The organism is Colwellia sp. F1 (genome assembly GCF_056238625.1).
In genome coordinates, this window is the sequence record NZ_JBWDLI010000014.1 from 35,530 (window position 1) to 50,990 (window position 15,461).

A 15,461-nucleotide genomic window follows, 5' to 3' on the forward strand; every position below is an offset into this window, starting at 1 on the left:
CTTAATTTCAATTGTATTGACTCGTGTGTTTATCTTAATAGAAAAAGCTTTTTCTTTATTAACCGTACGGCTTTACAGATAATTATTTTGGGTTTGTTTTTAAGTAGATTAAATGAAAGCATAGGTGACGTCTGCCCTGAAAACTTAGCCTTATAACTATCGTTGACGCCCCCCATCATAAAGTCATACTTGGGGGCTTTGCAATGCGTAATTGACCAATAGTGTAAGTATAGCCCAGGAGATAGCTTTTTATGGTTCATTTCATCCCAGCCACTTTGATAAAAATAATAGGCATCTTGGTCTGTTAAGTAATAGTTGATTGCAATCGGCTTATTATCGATAAAAATAGCACTTACCCTAACGTTATTGTGATGCGCTTTAATAAAAGATAAATGAAATAAATTAAACGCTTGGCTATGGAAAGCCCCTGCTTTACCTTTGCCATTCCACCTTGTTTGATGAAAGTCGACTAAGGTTGGCCAAATATCATTTAGCTCACTTTGATTTAACCAACGAATATCAACATTTGTTGACTGTAACTTGTTCTTTGTGCGTTTAATTCTTGCGCGAGTATTTTTTGACAATTGTTGCCAAGACCAGTGATTACATTCAATAAAATAACGGCAATAGGGTTGCTGTCGAACAACACCCTGCAACAAAGGTAGTAGCTTTATTATATGGGCTTTACCTAACACGGCTTTAACTGATAATAAATCAATTGCCGCATTATTTATATGTTGAGCAAGTAACGCATAGAGTGTTTTTTCGTGGCCGGCTTGTATCTGAATGTCTAAATATTCAGAAGACACCTCTGCAACTTCAGGCTCACCTTGGCCAATAAAATGTAATGATTTAACATAAGGGAAATTTAATGATTGGTTGATATAAAAAGGGGCAAAGCCAATAACAGAGTCTTCTAAATAATAGACTATGCAGTGCAATTGCCAGTTTTTTTGCCAATAGTGTTGATACCAAGTACTGATCCATGAAAAAGATTCAAAAATAGTACAGCCGCCATTGTTTTGCTCAAAAGACAACCATATTGTTTTTAAGTCTTGGTAAGTGCTAATGACAACTTCTTTTATTTCTGCTTGCTGATGAATTGTCGTCATTTGTTTTTCAGTTTTAGCTTGTCAGTTAATAGCGTAAAAATCATTGCTTTGAGTTGGCGGTCTAACAAGGTAAACCAGCAAATTAATATAATAAAAGGGAAGGTGATAGCACCAGTTAGAATAAGCGCAAACCACGTGTTAATAACGAAGTACTCTAAAGTATAAGCGCCTAACAAGCCAAAGAAATACACAAGAAATATAGAGGTGAATAACTGAATGTAAATTGCTTTGATTTTATAGTTATTATAATGGCGAAACAGTGCCATTTTCATATAAACATTAAAAATAAGGTTTGTTAGTGCACTACTCATGGCTATGCCAATAAGGCCGTATTGCAAAGCGAGGTAAATCGACATTGGAATATTAAACGCGACGATACAAAAGCTAATGGCTGACAGTAATTTATGGTTAGCCTGCGCAAGTAAAATATTATTTGCACTTGCATTAAAACCAGAGCAGATGGTTGCAAATACTGCGAAACATAAAATATCATAAGAGTATTCAAATTCTTTTCCGACCCATAACACAATAAAAACCTTACCAAACATTAACAATGATAAATTGAGTACAGTGGAAACAAAAATATTGATCGTGGTTGTTTGAGCAAAAACCTTTTCCATATTTTTCTGTTTAGCTGCCATTTGGTTATAAATAGGTGAAAACACCCCTGTAACCGTGTTGATAAACGCTTGGCCATGCATGACAAGGTTCGCAGATATTTGCTGTATTGCAAGGGAAGGTAAATCAAATAATTTAGCGATAATAATAGGGTCAGAGCGAGCGCCAATAGTATTAATAATACCATTTAAAACCAAATGCTTAGAGTAGGAAAATAAAGATTTTATCTCTGCTAACTTCACCAAACTTACTTTAAAGGCAAGGCTTGAGAATAAGCGCTTAGCATAAAAAACTTTAAGTATGTTCGTAATGATATCGGCGATAAGTGTTGCAACCACTGCGCCCCAAATATTTAAATCGGAGATTAACCAAAAAACTAACAGTGCTTTAACGATGGCGTTTAATGACGATAAATTAGCGTCAATATCAAACCGTAATAAACCCGCAAAAAAACCGTGGAAAGGGTTCATTAAAAAGCCCCATAACACTTTAACCGACAGCACTAGCAGTATATGCACAAGGGTTAATTGATCGGCTCCCTCAACACCAAAAATAGCGGGTACTTGGGTTAACCCTGCCATTATTAATACCGAAGCAAGGCCCAATACAGCAAAAAGCACCAAAGAGGTTGAAAAAACCATATTGACGCGCTGTGTGTCTTTTAATTCTAATGCTTGAACTATTTGTCGTTGTACGGCTTGCGGGAAGCCTAAGTCAACCACATTAAACCAGCCTAATATGGAAAGAATTAAGATCCATAAGCCATAATTACTAGTACCTAACTCACTAATTAAGTAAGGGGTCAGTAATAACGACGTGATGACAACAATAGCACGCTCAAGAAACCGAAAAATAGAGCTTTTTAAAAGGAGTTTTTTCATTGAATCGTTTGTAGCCTTTGCTATGCAATTAAGGAGCGATGCTAATGCTGCACCTTGGTTAATGGTTGAGGATTATTTTTTTTCACGCTTCTTCGAATTTTCTCTATAGGTTTCTCAATTATGTTAATAACAATTCCTGATATGGTAATAAGGATAACAAAGGTCAATAAGAGAGCACTTAATGAAAAACTTTCTTTCAGTGACAAGGCTTGGTTAAACATAATTAAGCTTGCAAGTGCAGCTGCTTGATAATGTAAAAGGTAAAAGGGATAAGAATAGTCGCCTATCTTTTTATCTAGCGTTATTGGAAAGCCTTTAATAAATGCTTTGCCGTTAGCTAACGATAGCACTAATAAAAAATTAATAATCATACAGGTATAGAAACTCACTTCCATTAGCCAAAGTGGTAAAGAGTTGCTAATAGCAAAAGAGGTGATAATCGCTATTGAAAGAGACAGCATAAATAGTGCAAAAGGTTTAGCAATTAACACGTTAGGGATTGAAAATGCAGTTTTTTTATGTGATAAAAAGAATACTAAAGCCCCTAAAGAAAAGGGCAGAGAGCCTGCAGGGATAGAAAAATATCTGGCATGCCAATATAAACCTAATAGGTATGAAACAATAACGAAAGCAATTGATATGGTAACCCATATATAGGTGCGCCGTAGCGTTTTTGATATACCCAATGTAATTGCAGCATAAAAGAATAGCTCAACCGTCAGTGCCCAAGTGGCTGGTGATAAACGCGGCTCTATTTGGCTGGGTATCCAGTGGGGAAATATCATGGTGATATTACCAAAAATAGCCGTAGCGTTATGTGGTAACGTTAAATTATGTGAACTTCCATTACAGTAATAAATAATGGCAATACTCGTTAAGCCTGCCATCCAAAACGCAGGGTAAAGCCTTAAAAAACGATTGGCAGCAAACTTCTTTTTACCTAATGCTGAATAACCATAGCTGTTGTGCATGATATAAGTCATTAAGTAACCGCTTAAAATATAAAAGCCAAAAACAGCAAAACGACCAAAGTCGCTTAGCCAAAATAGATGGCCAATTACCACCATTGCTGCCCAAAGTGTTCTTAAAAGACCAAACAAGTACAGTGTCCTTAATATTGATGGTAGTTATTACCAAAGTAACACTTGAATAAAACGAAACATGGCACTTTGCTATCTTAGTATATGACATTATATTCACAGCGTTAGCTTAATAAATTACCTAAACGTAAATAAAAGTTTGTATTTACACCATGGCACAATTAATAGGTCTTGTTAGCATAAAAGTTTTTAGATTTCTCTTCAGGATTCTCGACAGGATCCCAAACGGGTTTAATCATGGTTTTTATTTTGGCAGCAACGCGCGTAATATTATTTGCAAGGCCTATTGGTATGTGTAACCAACGACAATACAAGAAAATTCGACGGCGAAATACCCAATGATACATAGCTTCTTCGGCATAAAACTTATAGCCCCAACGTTGTTCAAATAGTCGCGAGGCTTGCCAAGTTAGGCTCTTTTTCCAGCGGAAGAAAAAGAAACGCATATCAGCATATTCCATACGTGTGCCTAAATTATCAAATATAACAATAGACTTAGGTTGCGTGAATATTTTTAGCCCCATTTTCTTTATTTGAATGGCAATATCTATGTGCTCTCTAATTACCATTTGCGGGAGTTCAAGGTTGTTTAATACTTGCGTGTTAAAAAGAACACCATGTAGCTCAAACATTTCAGACGGGGTTACTTCTTTTGGGATATCCTCCGGCAAGGCACGTCGTAAGTGTTTTTTTTCAATAAGGTAGTCTTCATTATCTATAGTTAAATAGGTAATTTCGTTAGTGGATAAGTGGTTACGTAATGGAGCGCCAACATCAACACCCGCTTTCTCTAATGTTAATGGGTTAACCACTGCAACATCTTCAAGGGCGGCTACCTCTAATAATGGCGCAAGCCAGTTTTCTGTCACGTTGGAGTCATTGTCTAAAAACATGGTGTAAGGTGTGCTAATATCTGCGCGTACTTTGCGAATAGCCTCCATAGGAATGATTAAACCCATTTCGATTAGTTGGGCATTATCCTTAGTCGCGAGTAATGTTATCAGTTGCTTTTTTATCGCACTTGGGTAGTCAAGGTCGAGCACCTTTAAATAAAAGGGTTGTGTTGTCACCTTGTATAGGTTTTCAATACATTCAATAACACCTGAATAACGGTCTCTTGGGGTAATTACTACTGTGACTTGTACATCGTCCATTGTTTTTATCCACTTAAAAAGTATTTAATGACGGTATGAATATACCGACAATTTTATTAATAAGTAAGCTTATATTTTATAAGGCTTGTTAAGTTAATCGGTCTTTAGTTTAACAAGCTTTTAGTGAGAAGGTTAGTTTTTATCAAGCAAAAACACCACTTAGTTAACATTTTTATTCCATTGTGATAAATAAAAATTAACATAGTCTTCGGTCATTCGGTCAATTGAAAAATAGTCTAAACCTGTTTTAGTGTGCTGTAAGAGTTTTTCATATTGGGCTTGGTTTGCACAAAAGTCGATAATAGATTGGCTTATTTCTACCGGTGAAGTGCCGGATAAAGGTACGCCACAACTGCCTACTGTTTCGGGCAAACCACCTGAGTTGGCATACAATAAAGGTAAACCATAATTACGCGCTTCAAGTGACACTAAGGGGCAGGCCTCTTTTATTATGGTGGGGATAATTAAATAATCTGCTTGTTGATAATATATTTCAGGGTTGGGTTGGTAGCCGGCAAATGTTATGTAATGCGTTAGGTTGTTTTGTTGTGCAAATGACTTTAATTCATCTAATATTGCGCCATCGCCAACAACAATAAGCTTTAAATCGATTTTTTTTAGGTCATTAATAATAATGTTGAACGCCTTAACTAAGTTCCATATACCTTTTTTGGGGTCTAGCCGTCCGACATATAAAGCAGTTTTAGCAGAGTCTCTTTTTTTCAGCACGTTAACCTGAGGTAAAGTAATCCCGTTGTGTATTCTTGTCACCTTGCTGCCATAAAGACTTTTATTACGCTGCAATACTGCATCCGACACACAAATGACGTGCGCTGGCATGAGTTTTATTTTTCTTAGTAGTATTCTAAGGTTACGTTTCCATTTGGGTGCTGATGAACTACCCATCCTATGCTCAGTAATAACCCAAATTTTTTTTCTTGTGAACAGCGTTAATAAAAAAAGCTTTAATGGGGGGTAGTATGAGTGAGTGTGAAAAATAACTTTTTCATATTTTTTAGATGCTTTATATACACAGTAAAGCCACTTTAGGTTATTTTCTTGCACGGGGTTTTGCTCATGGTCATCATATAAGCTAGTGCTAGTGTAACTTCGATAAAAGCAAACGTGGTCAATATTGTGTGCTTGTAACTTATTAGTGATCGCGAGTGGAAACTCATCCCACCATTTAAATAAACCGCTAGGTGTATTGTAAAAAGAAAAAACGGCGGTTTTGTTGTGCATAAGTTTGATCGCTCCTGTAGTATTCACATATATAAAATAAGACGCTCATAATTACTTACTTTACTACGGTACTAAAAATATCAAGGTATTTATTAACCATGCTATCAATTGAAAATAGTGTTGAAATACGTTGGTAGCCTTGCTTGCCTAACTCTTGTCGCTTATCAGGTGATTTTATCAGTTTTTCCAGTGCTTGCGCTAATTTTTCTGGCGATGCTGGTGGCACTAAATAACCGGTTTTTTCGTGAAGAATGATTTCTTTGATACCACCAACATGAGTCGCGACTACAGCTTTACCTTTGGCGCCGGCTTCGGCAAAAACTAAACCAAATGCTTCTTCTATCGATGGCTGGACAAAAATATCGCACGCCTCAAGCCATTGAGAGGCGTTATTTATTTGCCCTAAAAAGGTGATATGTGATGTTAATGCTAATGTATTAATTAACCCTTGCAGCACCTGTTTTTCTTGAGCGCTACCATCACCTGCAATGTATAGGTGTAGGTGCTTATGTGTCTTGGATAGTGTCGCCAATGCGGTGATGGTGTCTTGATGCCCTTTAATTTCGCCCAAGTGGCCTAAACTTAGTAAAACAATTTGATTTTTAGGTAGTTTTAATAGGTTTCGAACGGCCTTAATTGATGTTTCGGTTGGTGCTGTTTCTATTATAGCGCCACCGTGTACTACATGACATTTATTAGCGGGCAATGCTAAGTTTTTTGTGAGTAATGATAAGCGGTCGTGCGACACGGCAACATAATGTGACAGCAAGGCTTTTATCAAGGTGTTAACTTTACTGGGTTGGTATTTACTTAAATCTGAGCGGTGAAAAGTGCCAATGGTGCGCACTCCGCAGGTAAACCCAGCAATCCCTGCATAAAGTTGGCTAAGCTCACAATGCGCATGGATAATTTGAATATGATGGTGCTTAATTAGTTGGCGTATTTTAAATATTAACTGTATAGCTGAATGGTTTTTACGATCGATTATTGTTAAATCTTGGATATTAACCCATGCTGCGGGCGAACTTAGGCATAATGGCGTAACGTCTTGCTGATGCTCACGTAAACCGAAAACAGTGTCAGAAAACCTTTTGGTTCGACCACCTTTTTCTAAACTTTGCACGACTTCTAAAATTTTCATTTTAGGTTTTGAGGGCATATCGCTTCCTTGATTTGGGTCATATATTTTTATTATCTACGTATCAATACGATTTAAACTCAATTATTATACCTTGAAATTGAGTCATTAGAATACCGTAGACTTTTTAATATATAGTCAATTAATAATGGATGAATGTATTGTGATCAAGGTAGCACATGTTATTGGAAGTTTAAAAATAGGTGGTGCAGAGCGCTTTGTCATTGACTTGTGTGAAGTGCAAAAAAGTAATGGCACAAAACCATTAATTGTTTCTTTAGGTCAACCTGGTGAAGCGTTAGAAGCAGAATGTCATCAACTAAACATTGCGGTGTATAACGATAACCATGTGCTTGTTATCAAGTTAATAAAAGTGTTTTTGCAATTAAAAAAATATGACGTCATTCATGTGCATACACACCATGCGTTAAAGTTTATTCGTCCGATACTCCCCTTGTTAAAGGCTAAAATTATTTATACTCGCCACGGCGCAGCACCTTTAGCTGGGTTGCATTGGGTGAAGCTGCATAAGAAAATTGTGCAATATATTGATGCCATCACATTTGTCTCGCAAGAGGGGTTAGACAACTTTCAACAAACGCACCATTGGGAACATGTGCCCAGTTATGTTATTGATAATGGTGTGCTAATTAAGCCAACAGTAAAAAAAGCACATAAGCAAAGTGTGTTGCGAGTGGGGTCTGTTGGCCGGATGATCCCGTTAAAAAACCAACTCTCCTTATTGCGCTCTGCATCGCTACTACCACCTTCGACACAAGAAAATCTCGAAATTCATTTCTTTGGTGATGGTGAATGCCTAACGGCCTTGCAAGCGTATAACAGCCAGCAATCTTGGCCTGTGAAAGTGTTTTTTCATGGTATGGTGAATGATAGAGATGTTATATACTCTAATATGGATTTGTTAGCCGTTACCTCTGAAACCGAAGGCTTATCTATGGTAATTATTGAGGCGATGGCGAATAAAATACCGGTAATAGCAACCAATGTTGGTGGCAACCCTAAACTAGTTATTGACGATAAAACAGGGTATTTGTTTGATTATAACGATGATCAAAAACTCGCGAACCTACTACAAATCTTTATTGAACATCAGCAAAAACTGGCCGCCTTAGGGGATAATGCCTATGCTTATATTACTGAAAACTTTTCATTAGCAGCCACCGCTAAAAAGTATGAGCAACTTTATCAGGCGTAACCTTCAGCGCTTTGTTTCTGGTTATTATTACTGTTTAGCGATAGTGGTTGTTGCTGTCTCAACTTTACCTTGGTGGCCATCTTATCAAGGGTTGATCATTCCTAAATATTTATTATTATTTGGCCCTCGATGGTTGTTGCTCTTAGCTAGTTTACTGGTTGTTACTTTCTTTACCTTGTTAAGCAAGCAGCAGAAACGGTTACTGCCCGTATTGTTTTTAGGTGTCTTTAACTACCTCGACTTTCAATTGCCGTCATATGCTTCTTATTTTGCACCAGGAAAAACCGCTGACTATACTATTAAAATTATGCAAGCCAATATTGGTGGTGGCTCAATGGTTGAAATTGAGCTGCTTATAGAAGAAGAGCAACCTGACATTTTACTTTTACAAGAAGCTAGCAAGGTGAGTTTTTCCAAGGCGATTACTTCAGCTTATCATACCGCTTGTAATGGCGGGCTTTGTATTGTTAGTAAACTCGCTTTTAAAGAAATAGGAGCGCTAAATCGGACACTCATTAATGGCTGGGGAAACTTTGCTATGCTGTATAAGGTAAAAACCAAAAAAGGGGAGTTTACTTTAGCCAATATTCACCTGGAAACACCACGCAGCGTGATTATGAGCTTTTTGCACCGAGTATGGGATCAACCATTAGCGAATAAAGTAGATGACAACAGGCACTACCAAGCTTTATTAATTTCGGCTTGGTTAAGCACACAAGAAAAAGTCATTGTCGCAGGTGACTTTAACATGCTAGAAGACGAGAATATTTACCGTCAATACTTTTCATTGATGAATAACGCAATAGGCTATGCGGGGTTTGGCTTGAACTATACTAAAAAAACGTCATGGCATGGTGCGCGTATTGACCACCTTTTATATTCAGATGGCCTAACACTTCACAGTGTGAAATTGCTTGACACTTTATTGGGTGATCACCAACCTATAGTATCAGTGGTCAGCTTTTCTGATGAGAGTTCGCATGAATAAAATGTTAGCGTACTGGTTAATTTTTATCTGCACTAGCTGCACTAGTTGGGGGAGTATAGCTGCAACAAGTACCAGTAATACCATTGAATTTACAGTTTCACCAGAGGGTGAGTCTACTTTGTTGCTATTGCCAGTCCCTAATGAAGCCATATCTGCACAAGCAATTTTAAGTCTTAAATATAAGGGCGCCATAATAGAGTCAAGTTTTTATCCGATGACATATTGGCCTAATAGGCAAGCTCAACGTTTTGTGAGAACAATATTAATAGACGCAACCCTGCTTAACTCTTTTTCAGGAAAACTGTCGTTAACATGGTCTAATCAGTCGACAAAAAGTGTAACAGGCACTTCATTCAGTTCAACGGTTGGCTTGAACACCGTGTTTAACCAAAATAGCACAGCAAACTTAGTTTACCCGTCAAAAGAATGGTTAAGGGAAAGTTTGTTGTTACATCCTATGAGGCAAAGTTATGCTGTAGATTGGTACGTCTTACCACAAATACAATATGCGCACTTCATTACGAATAAGGAAGCTTTAAAAGCCAAGGGTTACCCGCCAACACGTGCGGCTCAGTGGCTCTATGACCGCCCACAAGCCATGTACCAATTATTTATTATGACAGAGGATAAGCAGTGGTTAAAACAAGGTAATGCATTAGTTAACTTTTACAAACAACATATTGATGATAACGGGCAATTCACCTTAATAAAGCGTCTTGATTTTAAATACTTAATGCCTAGGGGCTTAGCCAGTCAATATTTATTAACCGGTGACAAAACAGCATTAAACGCCTTAAAGAAAATATTTCATTACTCTCTAGGTTGGGATGAAGCGTATAGGTTATCCCGTGGCTTTTGGACCGAGCGTAATCAAGCAACGGCATTAAATGTAGCCGTAACCTACTGGGAATTAACGGGCGATAAACAAGCGCTAGCGCGTATCAATGCCATTATAGAAGCCACAGTTCAAATGACCTTCAATCCTAAAAATAACTGGCCATTACGTGGGTGCCCGCAACATAGTTTTAAATCACATGAGGGCTGGGGTAGCGATAGCGCAGCTTGTTCACCCTGGATGATGGCATTACTCGGGGATGCATTGTGGCGCTATTACCGTTTAACAGGTGATAAAAAATCAGCAGCACTACTGGATGCATTTGGTGATTTTATTTTAAATCATGGTATATATTTTGGTGATAAGCGCGTTAATAAGATGGTTATCCCTAAGTATTTAGCGTCAATGGATAAACCTTCACAAGAGGAATTAAATCAATGGACTGATCCTCAACACACTTGTGATGTAGCAGCTTTGTTAGGTAAGTCTGTTTATGTTAAACAACAAAACCGCGCAGATGATTTTATGGTTAAAGCGTTGTTTAGTGCCTTTGTAGAACAGTGCAAAGGTCCGTACAAAAAATTACAGGCCGAGCAAGAGCTGCCCCAGTACTGGACCCTAATGCCACCTCGACGCTTTGCTTGGATGTATTCTTCAACCAGTGATTTACCGTGGTTAGTCGCGCAGTTATTGCACTAGCGATTTTATACCTGATTTTAGTTGTTATTAATAACCCAGCGACTCAGTGTTTTTTAAAAAGTTATTGATAGCACGTTCACAATCATTTTCACAAGTTAAGTAAACCCAATGTAACTTAGTATTATTAATATTGATTAAGGCTTTCTTAAGTCTTGCCACTTTGAGCGCAGGTAACTTGGTATACGTGCTATGATCGAGCTCATATTTAAATAAGATAACGGCATTATTGCTTTGTGATTGTGCGTAATGGACATTCCAATGGTCCACTACTTTTGAGCCAGTGAGTTTATAAGTAGATGGCAGCATATTGTTATTATAAAAACTGGGCTTACCATCGAGATCACTGCCGTCAAACGTATATATTTGATATATATTATCCTGGTGTTTTAGTGGCTGTGTAACCATATTAGAGTAATAAAATACAGTGGGGAAAATGCCGTTTGTTTGCGCTGTGTTTGTACTTTGAACGCTTGCAGTATGATTTAAAAATGATTTAATCGTGGTTGATGACAAAATTAGTATGGTAAATAAGACAAGTATTACTGAAAATTTAGGGCGTGTTAATGGCGTATGCTCAAGGGTATTTGCCAGTATATCCGTATCAACTAGTGTGTTACCCCACTTAAATAGCAGCAGCATAAAGGGGATGTAAATATACCAACCAAAAGCATTATGATCTTCCATTAAGCTACTTTCCATGTTGGTGTAATCACCAATCACAATCAGCGCAGCTATTCTGATCCAGTTAGTGATTAACGCCCCTAAGATAGCGACAGCAAAAAATAATGCCGCTCGCTTTATATTTTTGATATACAGGAAGATAAAAAGAGAACTTATAGCAAGCGAGACAATAAAATAACGCAAGCCAGAACAGCCATCTGCAATTTCAAATACCCCAGCAGGAATCGTAATATACTCTGCTTCAACAAAAGTGGGTATGCCAGTAAAACTCATAATATACGTGACAGCAGCAATAGAGAGATTTTGCAAAAGCGGTACTAACACTCCCCAAAAAGGAAAAATAAAGGCTAAAAAGGCTGCGGGAAATATTATTACCCAGCTAAAGTTAAACAAGACAATTAAACTAGACACTGTCAATGCCATGATAGCAAACCAATAACCTAAGCTTATTTGTGCATTACTGGTAATAAATAACAGTGCACCACTAGAGGCCATCAATACAGTTGACAATACCGAGAGCTTTTTCCTAAAGACTAGCTTGCCACTTTTAGATAATTGGTAAAATAAATATAAAACAATAAATGGAATTAAAAAGGCGTGTGAATAAGTTCCATCATCAAAGCTATGGCGTAGCAGTGTTGCTACAATAGGAATATTTAGCAGGCTTAACACGACAAATAATAGGCAGATACCCAAAAAAGGGAGCAGTGAATGTGTTGATGGTGCTTTGTTTTTATTGCTATTCATTGAATTATTTACTTTGCAGCCCTTAGTTCCATTAGAAGGTCGTCTGATTAAACTTATACAAATAGATATTAGTAATAGTATAACTGTTAATACTTTATCAACAGTGATGGAAACTTACCAATAATTAAGTGTAACAGTTACTGCCTGTTATAGTATTTTTTTATTCGTAAAGCGATACACATGTAGCACAAATCGCGATATTATCGATGAATAATGCATCATTACATTTGAGTGGTCTTAATTGATTACGAAGGGCTTGTTTAAACTCAATGACTCAGTAATGGTATATACTTAGTGATATATTAACAGCTTGATAATGCTAAAAGTCGTACTGCGTTTAAATCAGCAATAAATTAAATGAAAAAGAAAGGGAAGCTATGAAATTTATTAATAACAGAATTGCATTGGCAGTATGTGTTGCTTTAAGTGTAAGCGCTTGTTCGCCAGATAAAACATCAGCAGAGTATTTGAGTGTTGCGAAAAATAATATAACAAACTCACAAAATGAAGCCGCTATTATCGCCTTGAAAAATGCTGTACGCGTTGACTTACAAAATGCTGAAGCCCGTATGTTACTTGGTTCATTATATTTAAACAGGGGGGATGCTGTCGCGGCAGAAAAAGAACTCAAGCGAGCGCTAGATTTAACGGGTGATATAAAGACAATATTACCTAAGTTGCTAAAAGCACTTAACCTACAAAAGAAAAACGATGAAATGCTTACGTTAATTAGTGAGCTTGAAGAGGCTACTCCAGCAGTACTGCTTTATCAATATTTAGCTTATGATCGGTTAGGCCAAGGTGAGAAGGCAAGGTTATCTTTACTCCAAGCAAATGAATTATCCACAGAGTCTATTTATAGTCAATTAGGCGATGCCTATTTAAAAGCAGGATCAGATGATATTAAGGGGGCTTTAAGCAATATTGATAAAATATTAGCCATCGCACCTGATTTAATTGAAGCGCTGTTATTAAAAGGACAATTACATTTTGCCAATAAGGAATATGTTCAAGCACTTGAAGCCTTTAATCAATACCATCAATTAATGCCCCATGATTTACAGATAAGGCTATTTTTAGCGAATACTTATATTAAAAATGAACAATTTACCTTAGCAAATACGCAGTTAGACTTCCTATTAAAAGCAGCGCCAGAGCATCCGTTTTCTAATCAACTTAAAGGTGTGGTTGAGTATCAAAAGTCTGACTATACGCAAGCATTAACTCATACAAAAAAAGCCATTCAAAATGGTTTAAATACACCAGCTAACCGAGTGATTGCAGGGTTAAGCGCCTTTAAATTAGAGCAGTATGAAGCCGCGCATCAATATTTATCAACCTTGTCTGACGTATTACCCGCTACCCATACGATTCAACGCGTTTTGGCGTTAGTGCAAATGCAACTAGGTTACAGTTCTAACGCCGGGGATACGTTAGCAACACTTGAAGGTTTAACGCCAGATGATATTAACTTATTTACTACCGCCAGTTTTGAGCTATTACAAGCTGGAAAGGTAGACGAAGCTAAAAAACTATTAGCGAAAGCCGATGACCTTGCTAGTAATAACTCACAAGAGGTGGCAAAAGTAGGTATTTTAAAGCTGTCGATGAATGACTTAGATGGGCTAACAAATTTAGAAAAAGCGATTGAGATTAACCCAGAGCTACCTATGGCTAGAATAGCATTAGCTTCAGCCTATATAACAACAAAAGCCTATGACAAGGCATTAACTCTAGCTAAACAGTGGCAAGAGTCAGAGCCTGACAAGGTTGAAGGTTATAACTTAGCAGCAAAAGTACAGTTGCTTAACAATAACATTAGCGCGGCAGAAGCTGAGTTTAATCGTGCCTTAACCATTGAACCGCATAATGCACTATCGCTATTGTACTTTGCTAATAACGCTTTTGTTGCTGAAAAACCGAAAGAGTCAATAGAGCTACTTGATAAACTTTTTGAGGCAGCACCTAATCATTTGGCGGCGTTAGCGTTGAATTACCGTGCCCATAAAGTGTTAGATAAGCCTGATGCAGGCATTAAAAAAATAGCAGATAGCTTTACTGCCCAACAAAGCAATATTTCATACCGTTTACTTTATGCTCGAGTATTGTTTATAGAAGAGCGCTTTGACGATGTTATAGGCTTATTGTCGCAAAGTAATGATAGAGCCACAATGCCGCCAGAGCAATGGCTATTACTTGGTGACAGTTATGTAAAACTTAAAAAGCATACAGAAGCACTGGCTATTTACGACGACTGGATTAAAGCCCAACCACAACAAAGAATGGCTTGGTTAAGAAAAGTAGCCTTACAAGAAAAACTGACTGACTATCGTGGCGCGCTCTTAACTGTTGACCAAGCACTGATAAGGGCACCAGAGGATAACCAGTTTAGTGTTATGCGTATTAACTACCTTATTTTAGTGCAAAAACTTAAAGAGGCACAAAGACAAATTGATCAACTGACAAAAGAGCAGAAAGCACAGCCATTAGTAAAAGGGTTACAAGGTAAAATATGGTTAACAGAAGGTAAGTTTGAACAAGCCCTTTCTGGTTTAATAGCATTATATAAAGTATTTCCCAGCCCTTATAATTCATCACTCTTATTTGCGACATATAAAAAGTTAGGGCAAACAAAAGCAGCGTTTGATTTTATTCAACAACACGTAGAGGCGCATCCAACAGACAAGCTTTCACGAAAACTCTTGGCTGAAAGTGCAATTCATTATGAGCCGATGTTAGCAAAGAAGCATTACGAAGTGTTATTAACGTCTGAGCCAAACAATTTATCCTGGCTAAACAACCTTGCTTGGGTAGAATATCAATTAACGCATTATGCTGCAGCCGAGTCATTAATTAATAGAGCGTTAGCGTTAAATGGACAGCACCCTAAAATATTAGATACTGCTGGCTTAATTCATTTGAAACTAGGTAATAAACAAAAAGCACTTGCCCTGTTAAGTCAAGCCACAGCGTTAGCCCCTAATGATAAAGAAATCATGAAACATTATAAGCAAGCCGCAGAAGAGTAGACCTTTATTCACCTTAAGATG

The 15,461-nt window shown here is 37.4% G+C and carries 11 protein-coding genes; 4 read left to right on the plus strand and 7 right to left on the minus strand.

Translation table 11 applies throughout. The features are described 5' to 3' along the window. Nucleotides 1-29: 29 nt before the first annotated feature. The 6 genes from AC0UA9_RS13440 to AC0UA9_RS13465 all read right to left on the minus strand — a co-directional run bounded on the left by AC0UA9_RS13440 (nucleotide 30) and on the right by AC0UA9_RS13465 (nucleotide 7,266). A complete protein-coding gene (locus AC0UA9_RS13440; RefSeq protein WP_475660615.1) occupies nucleotides 30-1,112 on the minus strand; it encodes a GNAT family N-acetyltransferase in 1,083 nt (360 codons plus the stop codon). Further along, nucleotides 1,109-2,611, minus strand: a complete 1,503-nt coding sequence (locus AC0UA9_RS13445) for an oligosaccharide flippase family protein (RefSeq protein ID WP_475660616.1) — start codon at nucleotides 2,609-2,611, stop codon at nucleotides 1,109-1,111. Before AC0UA9_RS13445 ends, AC0UA9_RS13440 begins: the two co-directional genes overlap by 4 nt. Before the next feature lie 41 nt (nucleotides 2,612-2,652). Continuing rightward, nucleotides 2,653-3,711 carry an acyltransferase family protein gene (locus tag AC0UA9_RS13450; protein ID WP_475660617.1) on the minus strand — a complete coding sequence of 353 codons (1,059 nt, stop codon included), beginning with the start codon at nucleotides 3,709-3,711 and terminating at the stop codon, nucleotides 2,653-2,655. Between the two features lie 161 nt (nucleotides 3,712-3,872). Next, on the minus strand, nucleotides 3,873-4,865 hold the full coding sequence (locus AC0UA9_RS13455; RefSeq protein ID WP_475660618.1) for a glycosyltransferase family 2 protein: 993 nt from the start codon (nucleotides 4,863-4,865) through the stop codon (nucleotides 3,873-3,875). Nucleotides 4,866-5,024: 159 nt separating this feature from the next. Then, a complete protein-coding gene (locus AC0UA9_RS13460; RefSeq protein WP_475660619.1) occupies nucleotides 5,025-6,107 on the minus strand; it encodes a glycosyltransferase family 4 protein in 1,083 nt (360 codons plus the stop codon). A 55-nt stretch (nucleotides 6,108-6,162) separates the two neighbouring features. Further along, nucleotides 6,163-7,266: a glycosyltransferase family 4 protein gene (locus AC0UA9_RS13465; protein ID WP_475660620.1), complete on the minus strand. Its 1,104-nt coding sequence runs from the start codon at nucleotides 7,264-7,266 to the stop codon at nucleotides 6,163-6,165. A gap of 127 nt (nucleotides 7,267-7,393) precedes the next feature. Between AC0UA9_RS13465 and AC0UA9_RS13470 the strand changes: the two genes are divergently transcribed. Genes AC0UA9_RS13470 through AC0UA9_RS13480 form a run of 3 tightly spaced genes read left to right on the plus strand, consistent with a single transcriptional unit; the run spans nucleotide 7,394 to nucleotide 10,983 of the window. Next, nucleotides 7,394-8,461: a glycosyltransferase family 4 protein gene (locus AC0UA9_RS13470; protein ID WP_475660621.1), complete on the plus strand. Its 1,068-nt coding sequence runs from the start codon at nucleotides 7,394-7,396 to the stop codon at nucleotides 8,459-8,461. Then, on the plus strand, nucleotides 8,439-9,449 hold the full coding sequence (locus AC0UA9_RS13475; protein WP_475660622.1) for an endonuclease/exonuclease/phosphatase family protein: 1,011 nt from the start codon (nucleotides 8,439-8,441) through the stop codon (nucleotides 9,447-9,449). The genes AC0UA9_RS13470 and AC0UA9_RS13475 overlap by 23 nt, the downstream gene beginning before the upstream one ends. Next, entirely contained in the window at nucleotides 9,442-10,983 is a 1,542-nt protein-coding gene (locus tag AC0UA9_RS13480; protein ID WP_475660623.1) for a hypothetical protein, read from the plus strand. Before AC0UA9_RS13475 ends, AC0UA9_RS13480 begins: the two co-directional genes overlap by 8 nt. A 27-nt stretch (nucleotides 10,984-11,010) precedes the next feature. On the opposite strand, the gene xrt is transcribed toward AC0UA9_RS13480, so the two are convergent. Continuing rightward, nucleotides 11,011-12,411, minus strand: coding sequence for an exosortase (xrt, locus tag AC0UA9_RS13485; RefSeq protein WP_475660624.1), 1,401 nt, complete (start codon nucleotides 12,409-12,411; stop codon nucleotides 11,011-11,013). Nucleotides 12,412-12,788: 377 nt separating this feature from the next. Between xrt and prsT the strand changes: the two genes are divergently transcribed. Continuing rightward, complete coding sequence (gene prsT, locus AC0UA9_RS13490; protein ID WP_475660625.1) at nucleotides 12,789-15,440, plus strand: XrtA/PEP-CTERM system TPR-repeat protein PrsT; 2,652 nt, start codon at nucleotides 12,789-12,791, stop codon at nucleotides 15,438-15,440. The last annotated feature ends 21 nt before the right edge of the window (nucleotides 15,441-15,461 follow it).